The sequence below is a fragment of the Pelagicoccus enzymogenes genome (genome assembly GCF_014803405.1).
Taxonomy (GTDB): Bacteria; Verrucomicrobiota; Verrucomicrobiia; order Opitutales; family Opitutaceae; genus Pelagicoccus; species Pelagicoccus enzymogenes.
Genome location: NZ_JACYFG010000035.1, coordinates 45,857 through 64,646, shown reverse-complemented (window position 1 = coordinate 64,646; position 18,790 = coordinate 45,857). Strand labels below are relative to the sequence as shown.

At 55.2% G+C, this 18,790-nt stretch carries 17 protein-coding genes; 9 read left to right on the top strand and 8 right to left on the bottom strand.

Annotated features, from left to right (window positions below; translation table 11 throughout):
- Positions 1 to 398: 398 nt before the first annotated feature.
- From IEN85_RS12080 to IEN85_RS12065, 4 genes are all read right to left on the bottom strand, one after another.
- Positions 399 to 1,421, bottom strand: a complete 1,023-nt coding sequence (locus IEN85_RS12080) for a pyridoxal-phosphate dependent enzyme (protein WP_191617343.1) — start codon at positions 1,419 to 1,421, stop codon at positions 399 to 401.
- Positions 1,418 to 2,392 (bottom strand): GSCFA domain-containing protein, encoded by a 975-nt coding sequence (locus IEN85_RS12075; RefSeq protein WP_191617342.1) that lies wholly within the window; start codon positions 2,390 to 2,392, stop codon positions 1,418 to 1,420. The genes IEN85_RS12080 and IEN85_RS12075 overlap by 4 nt, the downstream gene beginning before the upstream one ends.
- Before the next feature lie 98 nt (positions 2,393 to 2,490).
- Positions 2,491 to 2,967: a type II secretion system protein gene (locus tag IEN85_RS12070; protein ID WP_191617341.1), complete on the bottom strand. Its 477-nt coding sequence runs from the start codon at positions 2,965 to 2,967 to the stop codon at positions 2,491 to 2,493.
- A gap of 197 nt (positions 2,968 to 3,164) precedes the next feature.
- A complete protein-coding gene (locus IEN85_RS12065; RefSeq protein WP_191617340.1) occupies positions 3,165 to 4,637 on the bottom strand; it encodes a hypothetical protein in 1,473 nt (490 codons plus the stop codon).
- A gap of 248 nt (positions 4,638 to 4,885) precedes the next feature.
- On the opposite strand from IEN85_RS12065, the gene IEN85_RS12060 reads away from it, so the two are divergent.
- On the top strand, positions 4,886 to 5,500 hold the full coding sequence (locus IEN85_RS12060) for a fumarylacetoacetate hydrolase family protein (RefSeq protein ID WP_191617339.1): 615 nt from the start codon (positions 4,886 to 4,888) through the stop codon (positions 5,498 to 5,500).
- On the opposite strand, the gene IEN85_RS12055 is transcribed toward IEN85_RS12060, so the two are convergent.
- Positions 5,497 to 6,273, bottom strand: a complete 777-nt coding sequence (locus tag IEN85_RS12055; protein ID WP_191617338.1) for an SGNH/GDSL hydrolase family protein — start codon at positions 6,271 to 6,273, stop codon at positions 5,497 to 5,499. The two genes, IEN85_RS12060 and IEN85_RS12055, sit on opposite strands and share 4 nt — an antisense overlap.
- Positions 6,274 to 6,583: 310 nt before the next feature.
- Between IEN85_RS12055 and IEN85_RS12050 the strand changes: the two genes are divergently transcribed.
- Positions 6,584 to 7,771 (top strand): class I SAM-dependent methyltransferase, encoded by a 1,188-nt coding sequence (locus IEN85_RS12050; protein WP_191617337.1) that lies wholly within the window; start codon positions 6,584 to 6,586, stop codon positions 7,769 to 7,771.
- Between the two features lie 14 nt (positions 7,772 to 7,785).
- Complete coding sequence (locus IEN85_RS12045) at positions 7,786 to 8,310, top strand: HugZ family pyridoxamine 5'-phosphate oxidase (RefSeq protein ID WP_191617336.1); 525 nt, start codon at positions 7,786 to 7,788, stop codon at positions 8,308 to 8,310.
- Positions 8,311 to 8,312: 2 nt separating this feature from the next.
- On the opposite strand, the gene IEN85_RS12040 is transcribed toward IEN85_RS12045, so the two are convergent.
- On the bottom strand, positions 8,313 to 8,744 hold the full coding sequence (locus IEN85_RS12040; protein ID WP_191617335.1) for an acyl-CoA thioesterase: 432 nt from the start codon (positions 8,742 to 8,744) through the stop codon (positions 8,313 to 8,315).
- A 123-nt stretch (positions 8,745 to 8,867) separates the two neighbouring features.
- Between IEN85_RS12040 and IEN85_RS12035 the strand changes: the two genes are divergently transcribed.
- Genes IEN85_RS12035 through IEN85_RS12025 form a run of 3 tightly spaced genes read left to right on the top strand, consistent with a single transcriptional unit; the run spans position 8,868 to position 11,746 of the window.
- Positions 8,868 to 9,644 carry an NIPSNAP family protein gene (locus tag IEN85_RS12035; RefSeq protein WP_191617334.1) on the top strand — a complete coding sequence of 259 codons (777 nt, stop codon included), beginning with the start codon at positions 8,868 to 8,870 and terminating at the stop codon, positions 9,642 to 9,644.
- A gap of 8 nt (positions 9,645 to 9,652) precedes the next feature.
- On the top strand, positions 9,653 to 10,678 hold the full coding sequence (locus tag IEN85_RS12030) for an SDR family oxidoreductase (protein ID WP_191617333.1): 1,026 nt from the start codon (positions 9,653 to 9,655) through the stop codon (positions 10,676 to 10,678).
- A 21-nt stretch (positions 10,679 to 10,699) separates the two neighbouring features.
- Positions 10,700 to 11,746, top strand: a complete 1,047-nt coding sequence (locus IEN85_RS12025) for a 3-keto-disaccharide hydrolase (protein WP_191617332.1) — start codon at positions 10,700 to 10,702, stop codon at positions 11,744 to 11,746.
- A 52-nt stretch (positions 11,747 to 11,798) separates the two neighbouring features.
- Here the strand turns inward: IEN85_RS12025 and IEN85_RS12020 are convergent, their stop codons facing one another.
- Positions 11,799 to 12,734 (bottom strand): AraC family transcriptional regulator, encoded by a 936-nt coding sequence (locus IEN85_RS12020; protein ID WP_191617331.1) that lies wholly within the window; start codon positions 12,732 to 12,734, stop codon positions 11,799 to 11,801.
- Positions 12,735 to 12,946: 212 nt separating this feature from the next.
- On the opposite strand from IEN85_RS12020, the gene IEN85_RS12015 reads away from it, so the two are divergent.
- From IEN85_RS12015 to IEN85_RS12005, 3 genes are all read left to right on the top strand, one after another.
- On the top strand, positions 12,947 to 14,425 hold the full coding sequence (locus IEN85_RS12015; RefSeq protein ID WP_191617330.1) for a xylulokinase: 1,479 nt from the start codon (positions 12,947 to 12,949) through the stop codon (positions 14,423 to 14,425).
- A 47-nt stretch (positions 14,426 to 14,472) separates the two neighbouring features.
- Positions 14,473 to 15,804, top strand: a complete 1,332-nt coding sequence (gene xylA, locus IEN85_RS12010) for a xylose isomerase (RefSeq protein WP_191617329.1) — start codon at positions 14,473 to 14,475, stop codon at positions 15,802 to 15,804.
- Positions 15,805 to 15,992: 188 nt separating this feature from the next.
- Entirely contained in the window at positions 15,993 to 16,805 is an 813-nt protein-coding gene (locus IEN85_RS12005) for an inositol monophosphatase family protein (RefSeq protein WP_191617328.1), read from the top strand.
- A gap of 160 nt (positions 16,806 to 16,965) precedes the next feature.
- On the opposite strand, the gene IEN85_RS12000 is transcribed toward IEN85_RS12005, so the two are convergent.
- Complete coding sequence (locus tag IEN85_RS12000; protein ID WP_191617327.1) at positions 16,966 to 18,762, bottom strand: SLC13 family permease; 1,797 nt, start codon at positions 18,760 to 18,762, stop codon at positions 16,966 to 16,968.
- Positions 18,763 to 18,790 lie beyond the last annotated feature (28 nt).

The window sequence follows — 18,790 nt, the reverse complement described above, 5'->3', positions numbered from 1 at the left end:
TATGCTTCGCGTCAGTCGGAAGCGGTACCTTCGCGCATTAAGGATAGCGACCCGCTGACCTGGACCAAGGAAGTGAGGCAAACCACTCGGGAGTGATCGCTAAGCCTTGCCCTCGTTCCTCAGAATCTGTCCAATTAGTCGAGTATTTGCAGGGTTGGACCTTGGGCCAGACCGCGTCGTGTTGTGAACGGGTTTGCGCTGCGGTCTGCAGCAAGCTGCAGCCCTACTCAGAAGAGGCTAGCTAGTGTCCTGTCACGCGTCCAATGTCGCATGCGACGTAGCGCTGAGCTTCAGCCAGCGACCGCAGAGATCAAATCCTGCAGCGCGGACGCCAGCTAAAGCTCGGCACTACGTTTGATGCATGACACGTCCACTAGTATGTACCATTGGACTGACTTTTAGATGCCTTCCATGGAAGAGCGAGCTATCTGATCTTGAAAGCCCATCAGGCCGAGTGCTGAACCATTGAACACGAATAGCGAAAGGAGCGGGGCTTTGGCACTCGCTTGATCCTGCAGCGCGGTTGCGAAGTGCTTTGCGGAGTATGTGGGGTCCATGAGCATGCCTGATTCTCTCGCAACATTGCAGCAGGACTGGAACAGGCTTTTGTTGACGGAGCCAAACCGAGGTGAAAGAACAGGTTTGAGAAAGCGAAGGTTCGCCTGCTTGTAAGCAGCAATAGGATACAAAGCGTGTAGCTGCATCTTTATGGAATTCAGCTTTTCCAAGAACCTTGCTTCCGTTTCGGCGATCAAGGTGATGACTATTTCTCGCTCGATCGCGGCTTCGCCTAGAAGCATTTGCAGTCCGAGTACGAGGCCGATGGCGCTAAGGCCGGTACCGCAGTCAATATAGATCCTATCGAAGGCTCGTCCCAGTTCAGATTCGTTGCGTAAAATGTCTTCCGCGAGAGTGAGGGATCCAAGCAATGCCGGAACGCCGAAACAACCTTCCCTCAGCAAATGTGTGTGCTGCCCGCGCGATTCACGTTGTTGCAGGACTTCCGAGGCTATTTTTTCTACAGCATCCCATTTGTCTCGTGGGATGAGCATTCTTTCCTCCTCAGAAAGAAGCATTGCGAGGAGCAGGGCATTGCCATGGATGTTTGGCGCGGCAGCTTCCCGCACGAATGCGAATGGGCTTATCTGGTTTTCCTTGAGAAGCTGGGCGAGGCCTACGAGATTGTTCGAGTTCGGGCCTCCGATCATGCCAACCAGATCGATGCCGTTTTGCTTCAAATAAGGGATCAAGCTCGCGTATTTGCGTACTTTTCCGCCGCTGATGCCTGAGCTGAGCTCATCCTCTCGTTTGATCCAGAGCTGTGAAGCGGATGGCGTTGCTACTTTGTGAATGCGTGTTGGCTTGGCTAGGCTTCGATCGATCGAAAGCTCGATTTCTTTGGGAAGGCGTCTATCGCTCATGGGAGTTGCTGAAAGGCATCTTGTAAGCTTTGGGCCTGAGGAATTTCGTTCGCTAGCGAATGGATGCGTTTTTGCAAGGCTGCCTTGAATGCGGCGTACTGTGACGTATCCGTGTGGAGGGTACGATGGTTTAGCATGGCGAGCACTTGATCTAGCTCGCTAATCAATTCCGTGGTCTTGTCGTCAAAATAAGATTCTCGAAATTGAGACCAGATATATTCCGTTGCTGAATTGCTAGGATGGGTGAGGTCCTCTGCGAAATAGCGGTAGTCTCTCAATTCGTCGAGGAGCAGTTCGTAGGCTGGAAAATATGGGATCTCTGGACACGTTTCGACCATTTGGTCGACAGCGAGAAGGAGGGAGGCTTTGCTGAGGTTGTTTTCGTGTAAGCCGTCGCGCAGATGCCGGACTGGGCTGACTGTGACGCATACTTCCAACTTTTTGTTTTCTTTTCGCAGCAGTTGAATCGCTCGTTTTAGGGTGATTGAGACTTCGTCGGGCGATAGCCTTCTCTTGCTGAAGCTTGAAAGCGGAAGCTTGTGGTTATGGCCAATGGCGCCGACGTATTCCTTTTTTTGGTACACCCATGCTGAGCCGAGCGTGATGATGAGCAAATCGCATGACAGCAGATTTTCGCCCAGTATTTTGATCGCTTGGTTAGCGGTTTGTATGCTTCGTTCGCGATCGGTAGAGGCAAGGGAGCTATGCACGAGGAAGTGTCGCCAAAGCTCTTGGTGCTCGAAGAATTCATCCTCTCGAAAGTCCCGCCCCTCCGTGGCACGGATCAATATTTCCGAAACGGCGAGCGGGTTGAAGAGGTTACCCAGCGGGTTTGTAGCGCAGCCGAAAAGCGATCGAGAAAGTCGTTTCCCGATTTCGTCGGCAAAACATGAGCCAAGGCTTACGAACCGGTGGGCATGCGAATACCGTCGCTTGGCTGCAGGTAGGGAAACTCGGGTATGGAAATTCACGGTAGCTAAGCACCGTCTGAAGTTGAATTTCGCAAGACGACGCACCCCTTTCAATGGGGTGGGATTGTTGTCCCGTCAATAGGGCAGAGGGGCTGCCTCTAGGGCGCTAGGATGTAGGACAAGCGGTCGCCGGCTGTTTTCACAATGAAGCCAGTGGTGAGGTTTCCATCGTCGAGGAGGGCGTCTATCGCAGCAAATGTCTCGTCTCCCATGGTAGCAGAGTCGACGGAAACGCCAGAAGTGAACCCGAACGCTGAGTTATCGTAGTCCCAATAGCCTCCGATTGGCGTCTTTTGCGACCATACTCCATTCGAGAGGTAATCTTCCATGCCGCCGGGGATGGTGGCGGGGTAGCCGTCACTCGGCCAAGCACCGTTCTCCAGGTTGTAGAGGTTGAACTGGTCGGCGAACTTTCGCATGTCGTTGGCTGTTTTGGCCGCGATGGAGCTTCTCCGTGAAGTGGTGTATGCGGGGATGGCGATGGCAGCGATGAGGCCGATGATGGTGACGACGACAACGAGCTCGATGATGGTGAGCCCGCGCTTCTTTTTGCATGAGGATTGTTTTGTCGCCATTCGTAAACTTTTTGAATTCCCGCCTTCAAAGAGAGAGGCGTCTAGGTACCCGCTTTGGTTATTGGCTCATTATCGGTAATTGACCGTCTTCCCAGACGATTTTGCGGATGGAGCCTAGAGTGAATGGGGAGATTGCTCTCGCTCGTCAGAACGAAGCTCAGCTCGGCGCGCCGTTGGGTGAGTTTTGTCTCCGCGTTTTAGTAGCCGGTAGGTTCGCCTTCTTGGATTCTCTTGAGGACGGGGCGAACGAATGTGCACTGGGCGAAGGGCAGGAATAGCTCGATCGATGTCTCTGTTTCCAGGTGGCGAATTCCGTTGTTTTCCGAAGACACTGGGTGCCAAGTCTTCATGTCGCTGCTACATTCGAAGGCGATTTCATAACCGAGGGCGGCTGCGGGGATCGATCCGTTTAGATCTTCTTTGTCGTGCGTGTACTTCACGCCAGCGACGCCGTTTTCAGCAACTACCTGATTCGAATTCCAACGAAAATCGAGGACGGGTTTTAGGACGATCTCCCTGCTGAAGCTCGTTGGCGTTTGCAAGCTAGCGGAAAGGGTGGCGCTGCTGTTTATCGATTTGGGAGTGATCCTGCAGGCCATTGGGTCCACGCCGGCTGGGAGGATCTGCTCCAAGGCGCTCATGAAATGGGGCAGGAGTTCGACGGCGCCAGAGTTGCGAGTCCAAATGAAGGGCGCGAATCCGCTTGAGGCGGATGCGGAGTCGTTTTCGACCGTTCCAGCGACTACGTCGTTGTTGTTGAGGGCGAAGGCTCTGGTGGCTCGGTGAGCATCTTCCTTCAGCCTTATCTCGAGCCCGACTTTCGATTGCAGATCGTAGAAGTAGGCAACCCGATCCCGTTCGCCGACGAGGTTTTCACTGTCGTTGATGTCACGGGCGGTGTAGTGGTCAGACTGGAAAAAATTCGAATCGAGCTCGGAGAGGTCGCGAGACCCGTTCGCTGAGTCGAAGATGAATGCTCGTTCGTGGTAGCTGTCTATGGAGCCGTTAAATTGGCGATAAACGCCAACCACGGTGCCGAGCGCGTTCAGTCCGTGGGGAGTGGTGACGCTGTGGTTTTCAAAGGAATGCAGCGGTTGGATGTCGGCGCGACCTTGGGCGAAAGACCAGGTGAAAGCTTGGCTGCCGGAGCGCCCGTCTTCCGCAACCAGTTGCGTGGAGCCGAGGGCGAGTCCGTCCTCGTTGATTTCGTACAGGACAGTGTTGCCCGCTCCGTTCGCGGTCCTTGCTCCGAGTTCGTCGAGATCGACCAAACCGTTGCTCGGGTCCCAGTAGAAGGGGAAGGTGTCGAAGTGGTTGCCGCTTTCGTCGCGATGCAGGTAAGTCTTGGACCCAACGACTTGTTGGAACGGGTTGATCGAAGAAGCGTTGATGCTGGAGAAGGTCGCTGGGTACTCGCTCAAGCCGCTGGCGATATGGGTGATGGCTCCGTCATTCCAGACAGCGAAAGTCGAGATGCGATTGAGGAGGGTTTCGCCGTTTTCGTTTATCTCGTTGCTTTGGGCGCTGACGTGATTGACGGGGGTTCCCATGACCTCCGGTACGACGAGCTCGTAGCGGACCTGCGCGGAAACGGAGGAAGCGAAGGCGATCGTCCCCGCAAATGCGAGAGCAGTGTAGTTGGAAACGTTTATTGGGTAAGTAAGGCGCATGATTTTTCTCCTAAGCAATTCGTGGGATAAGCGGTCCCACGCATTCGATTGTGCAGTCGGTGCGCCAGAAAAAGGGAGTCCCGTTTCGAGGTCTGTAAGTTGCTGGAAATGAGGCGTTAAGGTGGTTTTGAGTAATGTCGTTCATCTTCGCTGAGTAATTTCCGGATGTCAGGAAAATTGACGCTTTTCTGGATACTTTTCCAAAAATGCCTTGGAAGCTGGAGCTTTGCTTCGTTTAGCTTCGGGCCATGAAAACGGTCGATTTCGCAGGCGTGCAGAGGGCTCCTTCCAAGGTCGTCTGCGTGGGACGCAACTATCTCGAGCACATCGAGGAGCTAGAGAACAAGGTGCCTGAGGAGATGGTCTTGTTTTTCAAGCCAAACGCTGCGATCGGTCGCGCGTTGAAGGCAAAAGACAATGAGGTCCTGCATTATGAAGGGGAGATTTGCTTTGGGGTGGAGTCGGGACGTTTTCGCTACGTTGGATTTGGCTTAGATCTGACCAAGCGGCAGCTTCAGGGGAGCTTGAAAAGTCAGGGATTGCCTTGGGAGCGTTGCAAAGCGTTTCGTGGCTCGGCGCTTTTCAGCACGTTCGTGCCCTTTGAAGGAGCGGTTGAAACCTTGTCTCTGGAACTTCGGATTGATGGAGACTTGATTCAGGAGGGAGGCGTGCCGGGGATGATCTTCAAACCGGCAGAAATACTTGCTGAGATATCCAAGCTCACCGACCTCGAAGAGCATGACATCGTGATGTCTGGTACACCCAAGGGCGTGGGAGCGGTGGCCGAAGGCGCTCTTTTCGAAGGGAGGATTCTACAAGAGGGTCGAGAGTTGGTTCGCGTCGCTTGGAGAGCGATTGCCTAGCGGGACTGCGATTTCGCCAAAGATGACTTAACAAGATCCTCAAGTCCTGAATTGAGGGCCTCGTAGCCAGCTTGCTTCAGATGCAGGGTGTCGATGGAATACTCGGGTTTGATGTATTTCCCCTGTCGCAAGATGGGGTCGCAGTCGGCTACCTGAACCCGAGGGTAAGAAAAGGAAATCAAGCGTCGATTAACCAGGTCGATCGATTCGTTCACCTCGTCTGACCAGAGAGGTGTCCTCAGGATCTCGATGGGAGCCGGCGGAAAAATCGTCGTAACGATTACTTGGATACCTCGGTCGCTTATCCGTTTTGCGATGGATGTGATGTTTTCGTAGGTGAGCTCGATCGTCTTCGACTTGGTTCCCGGCAGCACCGCCATGGTTTTCAAATCGTTGTCGCCCATTTGCAGGATGACCAGGTCGGGGTCGAGCGAGAGGACGTCGTCCTCCAGGCGTCGCATGATCTGCGGGGTTGTTTCTCCGCCAATGCCGCGGTTGATGATTTCCACGTCTCCCCAGTTTCGGGCGGGATAGGCTCTCCACATTCCGCAGCGAGACTCGCCAAACATTACGATCCGCGGCTTGGTTTTCGCTTGCGAACGCACCATCGCGTTCTCTTCGGCGTAGCGATCGCTGATCGGCTCGATGCGGACTTGGGCTTCCCTCGCGTAGAACAGCTTCGCCTTTTCAAAGAGGAAATAGTTTCCCGCAAGCGAAGCAGCGAGGGCTAGCGCTAGGATCGAGTAGGCGAATATGTGACGTGAAAACCTCATGAATGGCGAAGGTGACCGTTGAGGGCCAACCTACGACGGAACGGTACAAAGCGAGCCGAAGCTGTCGAGGATAAGGCAGTCTGACCGTGCTATTACCGAGTTTCGCCTGAATCGAAAACGGGTTTGAATCCGCGACCCATCGGGCTTGGTGGCGATGCTCGGGGATGTGACCGCAAACGTGTTCGCGGCGCATGCTGCCGCCGTCTTTGCGGTATCGGAACGTAGGCTGCCGTAGCGTTCGATTCTTGGACCACGTTGAATCGCATTGCCCTTGGCGCGGCGCTCCGTCAGGTGTTTGCAGCATTGCGACATGTTGAACGCCGAGATCAAGAAATTCATATCCGAGAATTCCAAGAAGCGGCCGGAGGAGCTGGCTTTGATGGCGAACCGCTTTCCGGAACTTCCGATGGCGTTCATTGCCCAGCAGGTCAAAGGCAGGGAACGCACGCGTTCCAAGCTGCCCAGTTGGCACGAAAACCAAGATGTCGTATTTCCCAAATCCCTAGCCTTGGAGCAGTGCACTTCTGAGCGAGTCGCTCGATTTCGCGCGGAACTGGTTTCGGGCGGCTCTGCCGCCTTTGACATGACGGGTGGCTTTGGAGTGGACGGGCGTTTCCTGGCGGAAAAGTTCAGCCGCTACCACTACCACGAGCAAGACGGCGAGCTTGCCGAAATCGCCGCGCACAACTTCGCGGTGTTTGGCTTGCGGGAGAGGGTTACGGTGAGGAACCGTGACGGCTTGGAGGCGCTGAGGGATCACCAAGGTGAGTTGGATTTGGTTTTCGTTGATCCAGCCCGTCGGGACAATCGCAGTTTCAGGGTTTCAGCACTGGAGTCGTGCGAACCGAACGTGCAGGAGCATTGGGATTTTTTGCTTTCTCGCGCTGGGCGGGTGGCGCTCAAGACTTCGCCCGGTCTAGATGTGACGAGTGTCTTGGCTGACTTGAAATGCGTGGAGTCGGTCCATGTGGTTTCGGTCGAGAATGACTGCAAGGAGCTGTTCGTGCTCGCTCGGCAAGGCTTCGTTGGAGAAGCGAAGATTCATTGCGTCAACCTGCGCAAGGGGGGTGGCGTCGACCAGCTGTCGTTTTATTTGTCGGAAGAAAAGGAGGCGGAAGGTGACTTCGCTCCTCCGGGCAGGTATTTGTTGGAGCCAAACGCTTCGATCATGAAGGCGGGAGGCTTCAAAGCTGTATCCAACAAATGGAACGTGAAGGCTTTGAATCCGCGTACGCGACTCTACGGCTGCGATCAAGTCCCTGAGGAATTTCAAGGCCGAGTGTTTGAGATCATCGAGGACGTGCCGATCGGTGGCAAGGACTGCAAGCGGCTCTTCCCGAAGAAGAAGGCGCACGTCATTTCAAGGAATAGCGGCATGACTGCAGAGGAGTTGCGCAAAAAACTCGGACTAAAAGAAGGAGGCGAGCTGTTCGCAATCGGCGCGGCGGTGACCGGAATAGGGCGGCGTCTCTACGCCTGCAGGCTCGTTCGAAACTGAAACAATTGGATTCTATGAGCGCAGAGACAGTCGAAGAGTTGGAATGGGCGAAAGAAGAATTGGCGAAGCTGCGCCGCACCGTGCGGAGTTGCCAGCTGGCCACGGTTTCCGTGCGTGGAAAGCCGCTTTCGAGTTACGCTCCCGTATACGTCGACGCGGACGGCGACTTTTTCGTCTACGTCAGCGCTATGGCCAAGCACTACGTTCACCTCAAGAAGTCGGGCCGCGCGAGTGTGAGCCTTATAGAGGACGAGTCGCTTGCCGAGGAGCTTTTTGCTCGCAAGCGGGTAACGGCGGAATGTGTCGCGACGCTTGTCCCGCGAGACTCCGAAGAATGGATACAAGGCATGGAAGGACTTGAGCGGAGGCATGGCGAAACGGTTGGCTTTTTAAGGGGCTTGCTCGATTTCGACCTGTTTCGCTTATCGCCGACTGAGGGGCGTCTCGTGCTAGGATTTGGTAAAGCGTATCGCGTGTTTGGTCACGGGCTATCGGAGGTCGCATACCTCGGCGGAGGCGGGCACAAGAGCTCCAAGTAGTATTAAGGTTCGTCCTTTTCTGCAACTTCAGGGAAGGCTGCTCGCAAATCGTCGTCCAGCAACTCGGGCCTTCCGGTGGCGCGGTTGAGGTACACCCAGTCGGATTCGCCGCTTGCAACCGTGACGTGGTCCCGAGCTCGCACGAACTTGTAGCGTCGCAAGGCGCTGGCCCGCTTCATTTCGTGTGGCCAAGTGTAGACGATCAGCTGGTCGCCTTCGACTGCCGGGCGATGGTAGCGGATGAAGTGGCTGCGTATCACCCAGGTGGTTCCCAGTTGGTCAAGGCGCTTCGCGTCGTAGCCAACGGCCTTGGAATGGGCGTAGGCGACATCCTGCATCCATTGGACGTAGACGACGTTGTTAACGTGACGGTTTACGTCGATATGCGACTTGGCCATGGAGATTCGATGGTTGAAAATTCCTTGCTCGATCATGGGCTTTCTCAGAACGGACGGGAGCTTGAGCGAGTGAGGCGGCCCGCTCAATTCTCATTTGAGAGAGTTGCTGGTAGACACATTTGCTTCCAATTACTTGCAACTTGTCTAGAAGAAACGGCTATGCCCCGACTACTCGCTCCCCTCTGTGTTGCGCTCTGCCTTGCCCTCCTAGGCGCTTGTTCGCAGCAAACTTTCGAACCTAAGGACCAGCGGCTGTTCGAGCTGCGTGTCTATCACCCTCATGAAGGAAAGTTGGAGGCCTTGCACGAGCGCTTTCGCGAGCACACCTTGGCGCTCTTCGAGAAACACGGCATGCAGCACGTGGGGTATTGGGTAACGGATGAGGACGCAGCCAAGCTGGTGTATATCGTGGCTTTCGAAGACGAGGCGGAGAGGGATCTTGCCTGGGCGAATTTCGTGGAGGATCCGGAATGGAAGGCGGCCTACGCGGAATCGATCGTCGATGGGCGATTGGTGCAAAAGATCGACAGCACTTTGATGCGGACAACGGACTACAGTCCGGCGATCTTGCAGCAGGTCGCGACTCCGACGCGGGTATTTGAATTGCGAACCTATAAGGCAAGCGAGGGAAGGCTCGTCCATTTGGATCAGCGGTTTCGCGGCGCGACGATGGACCTCTTCGCCAAGCACGGCGCCACAAATCTCGTCTATTTTCATCCAGTGGAAAGCTCGGGAGGGGCGGGCGATACTCTGATCTACCTGTTGGCTCACGATTCTCGCGTGGCGCGTGAGCAGATGTTTCGGGACTTCCGCGAGGACGAGGAGTGGAAGGAGGTCAAGGCGGCGTCCGAGGTCGCGGCAGGAGGACCGCTCACGGTAAAAGGGGGTGTGAAAAGCGTCATGTTGTTGCCGACGGACTATTCGAAAATCCAGTAGTCTGAGCGATGAAAGTATTATTCGTTGGTGGCACAGGGATCATAAGCAGCGCTTGCGTCGCGTTAGCCTTGGCTCGGTCATACGAAGTGAGCATCCTGAATCGAGGAAACAGGCCTAGCTTGCCTACTGTCCATTCGATCGTCTGCGATATCAACGATTTGGATACAGCCGAAAGCATCCTTGCGAGCGAACGCTGGGACGCGGTTGTTGACTTCACTGTCTTTACCCCGGAACAGATGGAAAACCGCATTCGCTTGTTTGCGGGAAAGGTGAAGCAATACCTTTTTATTTCCTCTGCGAGCGCGTACGAGAAGCCACTGCGCAACTACCTTATTACGGAGGAGACACCCCTGGTGAACCCGTTTTGGCAATACTCTCGCGACAAGGCGCGATGCGAGGCGATCTTGCTGCAGGCGAGCAATAGCGGCCAGCTGCCTGGGACCGTGGTGCGTCCTTCGCTTACCTACGGAGACACGCATGTCCCCTTGGTTTTGAACAGCTGGAATCAGCCATACACCATCATTGATCGGATGCGCCGCGGCGCTCCTGTCGTTATTCCGGGAGATGGCACCTCTTTGTGGACGGTCACCCATAGCTCAGACTTTGCCAAAGGGCTGATAGGCTTGCTTGGAAATGGAAAGGCGCTTGGGGAGTGTTTTCATATCACTTCGGACGAGGTGCTCACTTGGGACCGGATCTTCAGCCTGACCGCTCGAGCGGCAGGGGTACGTGACCTCGCTGCCGTGCACATCGCGAGCGATTTCATTACGGCCTGCTTGCCTGACAAAGTGGGGAGCTTACATGGCGACAAATCGGTTTCGGCTGTTTTCGACAATTCGAAAATCAAGTCCTTCGTACCCGGCTTCGAAGCAACCGTTTCCTTCGCTGAGGGAATCGAAAGGAGCGTTGCGAATATGGATCGCGACGAGAACCTGAGATCAATCGACCTTGGGCACAACCGGATTGTCGATCAATTGATAGCAGCCTATCGCTCTGGACTCGACGCCGCCCGCTCCCAATTCGGAAACCCTTAACGAAACCTGACTCCATCGATTATGAAGATAGCTACCAATAAACTGCTGCTCGGAGTTGTATCCGTTTTTCTTTTACAAACATCACTCTATTCTAGCGAGTGGATTTCGCTTTTTGATGGCAAGAGCCTTGAGGGATGGAAGATAAACGAACGACCTGAATCTTGGAAGATAAAGGAAGGGGCTCTGGTAACAAGAGGTGAGCGTTCCCACATCTTTTACGTTGGGGATGTCGCGAGCCACGATTTCAAGAATTTCGTTTTCGAGGCTGAGGTAATGACGGAGCCCGGATCCAACTCAGGCATCTACATCCACACTCGCTTTCAAGAGGAAGGCTGGCCGGCGGCGGGATATGAGTGCCAGGTCATCAACTCGAATCCGGCGGGCCCGGCGAAGTACGTTGAGCACAAGATGACGGGGAGCATCTACGCCGTGCGAAATGTTTGGAAAGCTCCGGCAGCAGATCGTGAGTGGTTCAAGTATCGCATCTTCGTCGCAGGGAAAACCATTCGTACTTACATCGACGATCGTTTGATTTGTGAATACACGGAGCCGGAAGAGCCTTGGAGACCGGAGGACAAGCAAGGCCGCATCTTGGGGTCTGGAACCTTTGCCTTTCAGGCTCACGATCCGGACAGCGTCGTTCGTTACCGGAATATTCGAGTGAAGCTGCTGCCTCATGACCTGCAGACCCCGGGCCAGGCGGAAAAGGACCCCGAGCTGGATCGCCTGCTCACCTCTTTCGCCAACAGCAACCATGCCCTAGTCGACATCGGCATCGCCACCCCGTCTCTGAGCTATGCTGCCCAACAAGCTCGGATGAGCCGCATGCTTGGGGTGACGGTGATGGACGCGAATCTGTTGGACGCTCCAGCCAAGCTGCTCGTAGTGAACGACCGCGATGAAGTTCCTGATGTTGCAGCATTGAAAGCTGCCAAGGCTAGTGGTTGCCAGATCGTTTTCAGTTCCGGTGGAGCCACCGAATTAAATCGTTCGCGATTCAAAGCTCGTTTGCAGGTTATGGAAAAAGCCGGTCTTTCTTGGGAAGATCTTTGGGTGCCGGGAAAGTAGCTCGGCAAGAACGAGGGCGCTCCTTGCAAGCTTGGAGCTCGCAAGCGCCCCTCTAGAGCACGTTAGAGTGAGATCGCCGGTAGGCTACGGGGCTCATGTTTTGGGATGCCTTGAATTGTCGCGTAAAGTAGTTGCTGTCGTTGAAGCCTACCTCGAAGGCAATTTCGGAAACGGAAAGTTTCGTGCTCATCAAAAGTGTCATCGCCTTCTGGATACGAAGTTGCAGGAGGTAGTTGATCGGAGTCTCGCCGGTCGCGGTACGAAACACCCGCATGAAATTGGCTCGAGACATGTGCGCCATGGCGGCGAAATCCTCGACTTTCCATTGCTTGGCAAAGTCGTCTTCTATGCAGCCGATGACTTTGGCGACTCGCAGCAAGGCTTCCGCGTTGGTCGATCCGGAGTCTTGGTAAAGTCGCGACAGGAAAACGACCAATTCTACGAACTTCGCGAACATCGCGGCCTCATATCCTTCCAGCTTGCGTCTGAGCTCTTGGTCCAATTCTAAGGCAATTCGCTCAGAGTGGGCGAGGGCCTTGCGGTTAAGGTGCAAGTGACTGGTGAATCGGTGCTGTTTGCGGAAGAGTGGTTCTAGGAGGAAGAGAGCGCGGTAACCGGGGATTTTTCGTAGCCGCGCTTCAGGAAGGTTGAGCAGCTCGGGATCGAACATGATGTTCGTCATTTCCAGGTTCTGCAGGTCGTAGTAGTAATGGCTTTGGTGTCCTTGAAGAACGAATACGTCGCCTGTGGTTACGGGAAATTCGGCTCCCTCAAGCCAATGCATGGCGCTGCCTTTAGTGATTAGCGATAGCTCGCAGAAGTCGTGCGTGTGCCGAATTTCCGTGAGATCGTGTTCGTGGGTGATTTCGCTATGCGATCCTGCCTTGATCCGTCGAACGGTGAGCGGATGTTGCGGGTTGTCGAAGTAGTTGGCTCCCACGGCAACGATACCGTGTCCTGACTTCAGATCTTGCTCCTTTGTGCTCAAATGCGTCTAAAATTGTTGTTGTTGGCTTTGTTTTGCAGGCTTGAGAGAAAAGCAAGTCCTACTTAAGTGTATGGTTTTCAGGAAGAAAGGGCGTTATGATTCGACTTGTCGAAAGCTTGAGACGATAATGCTAAGGATTGAGCAAATGTTAAAGGCGGAAATTTGCGTTTCCTGACATAATGGCGGCCTTTTACCCGAAAACCCTCAAGCTCATGGCATATTTAATCGGAATCGACGTTGGAAGCTCCTCGGTGAAGGCTTCTGTTCTGGATGCGGAATCTGGCAAATGCGTAGGCACCGCTTTCGCTCCCAAGGAAGAGCAAGTGATCAGTTCGCCGCAGGCTGGCTACGCGGAACAAGATCCGCAAATGTGGTACGACAACGCTCGCATCGCGGTACGAGAAGCAATGACTGCCGCTCGCATCACAGGGGATGCGATCAAGGCGATCGGCATCTCCTACCAGATGCACGGGCTGGTTTGCGTTGACAAGCAGCAGAATGTGCTGCGACCGGCAATCATTTGGTGCGATAGCCGCGCCGTACCGTATGGGCAAGCCGCTTTCGAGGCGATTGGCGGCGAGAAGTGTCTGAGTCACTTGCTGAATTCGCCGGGTAACTTTACCGCGATGAAGCTGGCATGGGTGAAGGAGAACGAGCCGGAGCTGTTCGCCAAAATCGATAAGGTGATGCTGCCGGGAGATTGGCTTTCCATGAAGCTCACCGGGGAAGCCCAGACGACGGCCTCCGGTTTGTCGGAAGGTATTTTCTGGGATTTCAAGGAGGATGCTGTCTGCGACTTTCTCTTGGAGCAGGCCGGTTTCTCTTCCGATCTTATTCCTAACGTTGTGCCCACATTTTCGGTACAAGCTACACTCACCAAGGCGGCTGCGGATGACTTCGGTTTGGCGGCGGGAACTCCGGTTTCCTACCGTGCGGGTGATCAGCCTAATAACGCGCTTTCGCTCAACGTGCTCAATCCAGGTGAAATTGCCGCCACGGCAGGAACTTCTGGGGTCGTTTACGGGGTGACGGATCAAGTAAAGTACGATCCGCAGTCTCGCGTAAACACCTTTGCCCACGTTAACCACAGCAAGGACGCGCCTCGTCTGGGCATCTTGCTTTGTATCAATGGCACGGGCATTTTCAATTCCTGGATGCGTCGCACTATCGGCGTTAGCAGCTACGAGGAAATGAACGAGCTGGCCCAGTCGGCCCCTATCGGCGCGGAGGGGCTTGTAGCCTTGCCATTTGGAAATGGAGCTGAGCGTGTTCTTTGTAACCAGAATCTGGGTGCGTCCTTTTCTGGCTTGGACTTCAATCGTCACGGCAAGGCTCACCTTTGCAGGGCTTTGCAGGAAGGAATCGTATTTTCCTTCCAATATGGCATCGAGCTGATGAAGCCGCTTGGACTTGAGATCTCGAAGATCCGTGCCGGCAAGGCGAACATGTTCTTGAGCGACCTGTTCTGCCAAACGCTAGCTGGCGTAAGCGGAGCAGGTATCGACCTTTACGAGACCGATGGATCCTTGGGCGCTGCTCGAGGCGCTGGATACGGGGCGGGCGTCTACGGAAGCTTGCCCGAGGCGTTTGCGTCCCTGCGCAAAGTGGGCGATGTTGAACCTGAGGCCAGTGAGGCTTACCAATCCGCCTACGCTGCTTGGAAGCGAGCATTGGAGCAAAAACTTTCCTAACCCCCTAATACGCAAACCTAAACCGATTTAAACAAAGCATAAGTATCATGAGTATCATTACAGGAGATAAAGAATACTTCCCAGGCATTGGGGAAATTAAGTTCGAAGGTCGCGACAGCGACAATCCGCTCGCCTTCAAGTGGTACAACCCGGAGCAGGAGATCGGCGGCAAGTCCATGAAGGAACTCTTCCGTTTCGCCATCGCTTACTGGCACACTTTCTGTGGCACGGGAGCAGATCCCTTTGGTCCGGGGACCAAGGTCTTCCCTTGGTCCGAAGGGGCTGACGCCGTTAGTCGCGCCAAAGGCAAGGCGGACGCCGCTTTCGAGTTTATCACCAAGATCGGCGCTCCCTACTACTGCTTCCACGACTTCGATCTCGTGGAGGAGGGCGCGAGCTTCAAGGAGTCCGAGGCAAACCTCTCTGCGATCGTAGATTACCTCAAGGGCAAGCAAGCGGACTCTGGCGTGAAGTTGCTTTGGGGCACGGCTAACCTTTTCAGCAACCCGCGCTACATGAACGGGGCCTCAACCAACCCGGACTTCAACACTGTCGCTTACGCCGGCGCGCAGTTGAAGAACGCGATCGACGCAACCATCGCTCTGGGAGGTGAAAACTACGTCTTCTGGGGCGGTCGTGAAGGTTACATGACCCTTCTCAACACTGACATGAAGCGCGAAAAGGCCCACTTCGCACAGATGCTTCGCCTCGCTCGCGACTACGCACGCAAGAATGGCTTCAAGGGACAGTTCTTCATCGAGCCAAAGCCTGCTGAGCCTTCGAAGCACCAGTACGACTTCGATTCCGAGACCGTGATTGGCTTCCTGCGCGAGCACGACTTGCTCGACGACTTCAAGATCAACATCGAAGTGAACCACGCCACGCTCGCGGGCCACACCTTCCAGCACGAGCTGCAAGTCGCAGCTGACGCGGGAATGCTCGGAAGCATCGACGCGAATCGCGGCGACTACCAAAACGGTTGGGACACGGACCAGTTCCCTATGAACATCAACGAGTTGGTCGAATCCATGCTCGTTATCCTGAAGGCAGGTGGCTTCAAGGGTGGAGGCGTAAACTTCGACGCCAAGACACGTCGCAACAGCACTGACTTGGAGGATATCTTCATCGCTCATATCGCCGGTATGGATGCCTTTGCGCGTTCCGCTTTGATCGCCGACAAGATCCTCAAGGAATCCAAGCTGCCAAGCCTGCTGGCAGAGCGCTACAGCAGTTTCGATTCTGGTAAGGGAGCAGCCTTCGAAAAGGGCGAGCTCAGCTTGGAGGACGTCTACGCGATTGGTTCCGAAGGAGGCGAGCCGACTCAGATCAGCGGCAAGCAAGAGCGTTACGAGCAAATCATCAACGACTTCCTGTACTAGGAAGATCGATACAGACAGTAGGTTTTCGGGCGCGGCTTCGGCCGCGCCTTTTTTTGTTCTTGGGCAGGGGCGACGCTTGCGTCGCCTCGCGGCGCGGAATGCGAACCGGCGTGGCGTGACGCGAGCGACAGCCCTGCAAAGCAAGTTCTAGCTTGTGAGCGATCCGCAGCCATGTTTCATCCTTGGGCATGGAAAATACGCTCGAAGGGAGAATTGCGTACGGCAAGAAAGCGGTATTGGAGCAGGTGGCTTACTTTACGGCCCAGTTTGGGGATGTCGCCAGCCAATGGAAGTTCGATGGTTCGCGGGTGACGGAGGCCGACTTGCATTTGTCACGCGTGTTTTCAGAGCGGATCGCAGCGGAGTTCCCAAGCGATCAATTCTTCAGCGAAGAGCTTGAGCATGGGACAGAGCCAATCGAGGTGAAGCCTGGCTACTCTTGGTTGTTGGATCCTATTGACGGGACGAACAATTTCGCTCGCTCCATTCCGAACTGCTCGATCTCTCTCGCTCTCCTTGAAAATGGCAATCCGGTTTATGGATACGTCTACGACCATGGAACGCGCAAGCTCGTGCACGGAGGGAGGGGGCATGGCCTATGGTTGGACGAGCAGCGGGTGCAGCGCAAGGAGGCGGAGCTGAATAGTCAGAGCCTGATCGCTACGCAGACTCTTGCCGACGAAACTGCCTTGGCCGACGACGACGCCTTGCGCATGGCCTTCAAGTTGAGGGCCTTTGGCAGCAGCGCCATCCATATGGCCTACACGGCCCTAGGTTGGCTCGATGGCGTGATCGCCCATCGCGTGAAGGCTTGGGACATTGCTGGAGGGATGGCCCTCTTAGCGGCGGTCGGCGGCAGTACTCGATTTTTCGATACGGAGGTATTTCCCATGAAGACCTTTTCATCGAAAGCCTCGGGCTTCGCCCACATCGCGGGGAGCCAAGAGCTCTGTGATTCGATGGAAAGGGCGATCGGAAAAGAGACGCAGTACCGCTGGTAACGCTCCGGCCCAAGGTCGCGTGAATTCTCTTGAGTTGCTTTGGGGAGGTCTGGCTCAGGCGTCTTCGGAGAAGCCGCGTCACCTTTTCGAATAATGCTGGTGACGTGTCGCGCGTCGCATGCGACATCCAATGCGTGACTTTAACTCTAGCAGCTGCGACCTAGAAGTTCCAAATCATCGGAATCAAGGTGACCGCGATAAGGAAGCAAATCGCGTTAAGCGGGGCTCCCACTTTGACGAAGTCAGTGAAACGATAGCCCCCGGCGCCGTAAACGTAGGTGTTGGTTTGGTAGCCGATGGGAGTCGAGAAGCTGGCGGAGGCGGCGATGGCGACCGTCATGAGGAAAGGCTTCATGTCGACGCCAAGCGTTTGGGAAATGCCGACAGCCAGCGTCGCCATCAAAACTGCGGCTGCGTTGTTCGAGAGGATCTCGGTCAGCAGATTCGTTAGCAGGTAGAGGCACGCGAGCATCACGTAGGGGCGCATCTCCTCGGTGGTGAAGAGGGTGACGACCGATATCAATTGGTCAGCCAGCCATTTGGATGCCCCGGTCTCCGACATGGCCATGCCTAGGCTCAGCATGCCGAAGATGATGAAGAGGATATTCCATTGCACGGCTGCGTATCCATCTTTTGGACGCAGGCAATTTGTCACGAAAAGAAAGGCGCAAGCGACAACGGCCGCCACTTCTATTCCCGCGAAGCCGGAGGAGGCGCAGGCCACCACGCCTGCAATGGCAGCGAGCACGGCAAAGCTCTTGCGTTTTTCGGTTTTCGAAGGAACCGCTCGGTTCTCCATGAGGATAATGTCCTCGCTCCCGCTCATGTTCTGAATGGCCTCGTCAGTGCCCAGCAGGAGCAGGGTGTCGCCGAACTCGAGGCGTAAGGTTCCAAGTTGGTCGCGCAGGTTTTTTCCGTTGCGGTGGATGGCGAGCACTACGAGCCGGTAGCGTTGACGAAAGTTTACCTCTTCCAACGTTTTGCCGAGGATTTCGGAGTTCGGACCGAGGATGCCTTCTACAATCAAGCCCTCGTGGGCGTTGATGTGCTCGAGTCCGAGTTCCCGTTCTGCTGCGAGATCGATGCCCTCGATGGAGCGGGCTTGAGCAAGCCCGGAGGCGCGGCAGGCGAGGAAGAGGCGGTCACCCTCCATCAGCTTGACGTCCTGCATGCGACCCTGCAGGGATACGCCGGATCGTACGAGGTCGATCACCCGCATGCCGCTGGTGCGTTTGAATCCCGCTTCTTGCAAGGTCTTCCCTATGGCGGAGGAATCAGTACTGACGAAGGCTTCCGCGATGTACTCTCGCCGTTCTTCTTCGGAAAGGATAGAAGTCAAGGTCTCGCGCCAAGGTAGCAGCTTGTTGCCGAAAAGGATCAGATAGACGAGTCCAGCGAGGAAGATCGGCACGCCGATGAAGGCGAACTCAAACATGCCGAGCGCCTTGCCGCCCACGCCTTCAGCCACGCCGCTGACGATGATGTTGGTGCTGGTGCCGAGGAGCGTGCAGGTGCCGCCGAGGATGGAGGCATAGGAGAGGGGGATGAGGACTTTAGAGCCGGCGACTCCAATCTTGCTGGATAGCGTCAGCACGATGGGAAGCATGACGACAACTACGGGCGTGTTGTTGATGAAGCCGGAAAGGATCCCCACCAGGACCATGATCACCAGCAGGAAAGGGCGGTAGCTCAGGTTGCCCAGGGATTGCAGCTTTTGGCTCAACTGAGCGATCAAGCCCGTCTTTTCCAGTGCCGCGCTGAGCATGAACATCGCTCCTACGGTGATGGGAGCGGGGTTGGAAAACACTGAAAATGCCTGCTGGGAGCTGAGGGTTCCCGTAGCGATCAGGATTGCGAAGACGGAAAGCGCGGTAACGTCGGCCGGCAGTTTTTCCCACACGAAGCTGACGAGCGTCAGCACGAGGAGTACGAATACGAATGCGATATCCCAAGTCATGGTGGGCAGAGGAGCGGCTGGAAGGGGT

Bases quoted from the DNA above. Each gene is read 5' to 3' on its own strand.
- IEN85_RS12055 (WP_191617338.1), bottom strand. From the start codon at position 6,273: ATGAGGTTTTCACGTCACATATTCGCCTACTCGATCCTAGCGCTAGCC.
- IEN85_RS12080 (WP_191617343.1), bottom strand. From the start codon at position 1,421: ATGAGCGATAGACGCCTTCCCAAAGAAATCGAGCTTTCGATCGATCGA.
- IEN85_RS12035 (WP_191617334.1), top strand. From the start codon at position 8,868: ATGCCCCGACTACTCGCTCCCCTCTGTGTTGCGCTCTGCCTTGCCCTC.
- IEN85_RS12005 (WP_191617328.1), top strand. From the start codon at position 15,993: ATGGAAAATACGCTCGAAGGGAGAATTGCGTACGGCAAGAAAGCGGTA.
- IEN85_RS12060 (WP_191617339.1), top strand. From the start codon at position 4,886: ATGAAAACGGTCGATTTCGCAGGCGTGCAGAGGGCTCCTTCCAAGGTC.
- IEN85_RS12050 (WP_191617337.1), top strand. From the start codon at position 6,584: ATGTTGAACGCCGAGATCAAGAAATTCATATCCGAGAATTCCAAGAAG.
- IEN85_RS12030 (WP_191617333.1), top strand. From the start codon at position 9,653: ATGAAAGTATTATTCGTTGGTGGCACAGGGATCATAAGCAGCGCTTGC.
- IEN85_RS12065 (WP_191617340.1), bottom strand. From the start codon at position 4,637: ATGCGCCTTACTTACCCAATAAACGTTTCCAACTACACTGCTCTCGCA.
- IEN85_RS12000 (WP_191617327.1), bottom strand. From the start codon at position 18,762: ATGACTTGGGATATCGCATTCGTATTCGTACTCCTCGTGCTGACGCTC.
- IEN85_RS12045 (WP_191617336.1), top strand. From the start codon at position 7,786: ATGAGCGCAGAGACAGTCGAAGAGTTGGAATGGGCGAAAGAAGAATTG.
- IEN85_RS12025 (WP_191617332.1), top strand. From the start codon at position 10,700: ATGAAGATAGCTACCAATAAACTGCTGCTCGGAGTTGTATCCGTTTTT.
- IEN85_RS12015 (WP_191617330.1), top strand. From the start codon at position 12,947: ATGGCATATTTAATCGGAATCGACGTTGGAAGCTCCTCGGTGAAGGCT.
- IEN85_RS12070 (WP_191617341.1), bottom strand. From the start codon at position 2,967: ATGGCGACAAAACAATCCTCATGCAAAAAGAAGCGCGGGCTCACCATC.
- IEN85_RS12040 (WP_191617335.1), bottom strand. From the start codon at position 8,744: ATGATCGAGCAAGGAATTTTCAACCATCGAATCTCCATGGCCAAGTCG.
- xylA (WP_191617329.1), top strand. From the start codon at position 14,473: ATGAGTATCATTACAGGAGATAAAGAATACTTCCCAGGCATTGGGGAA.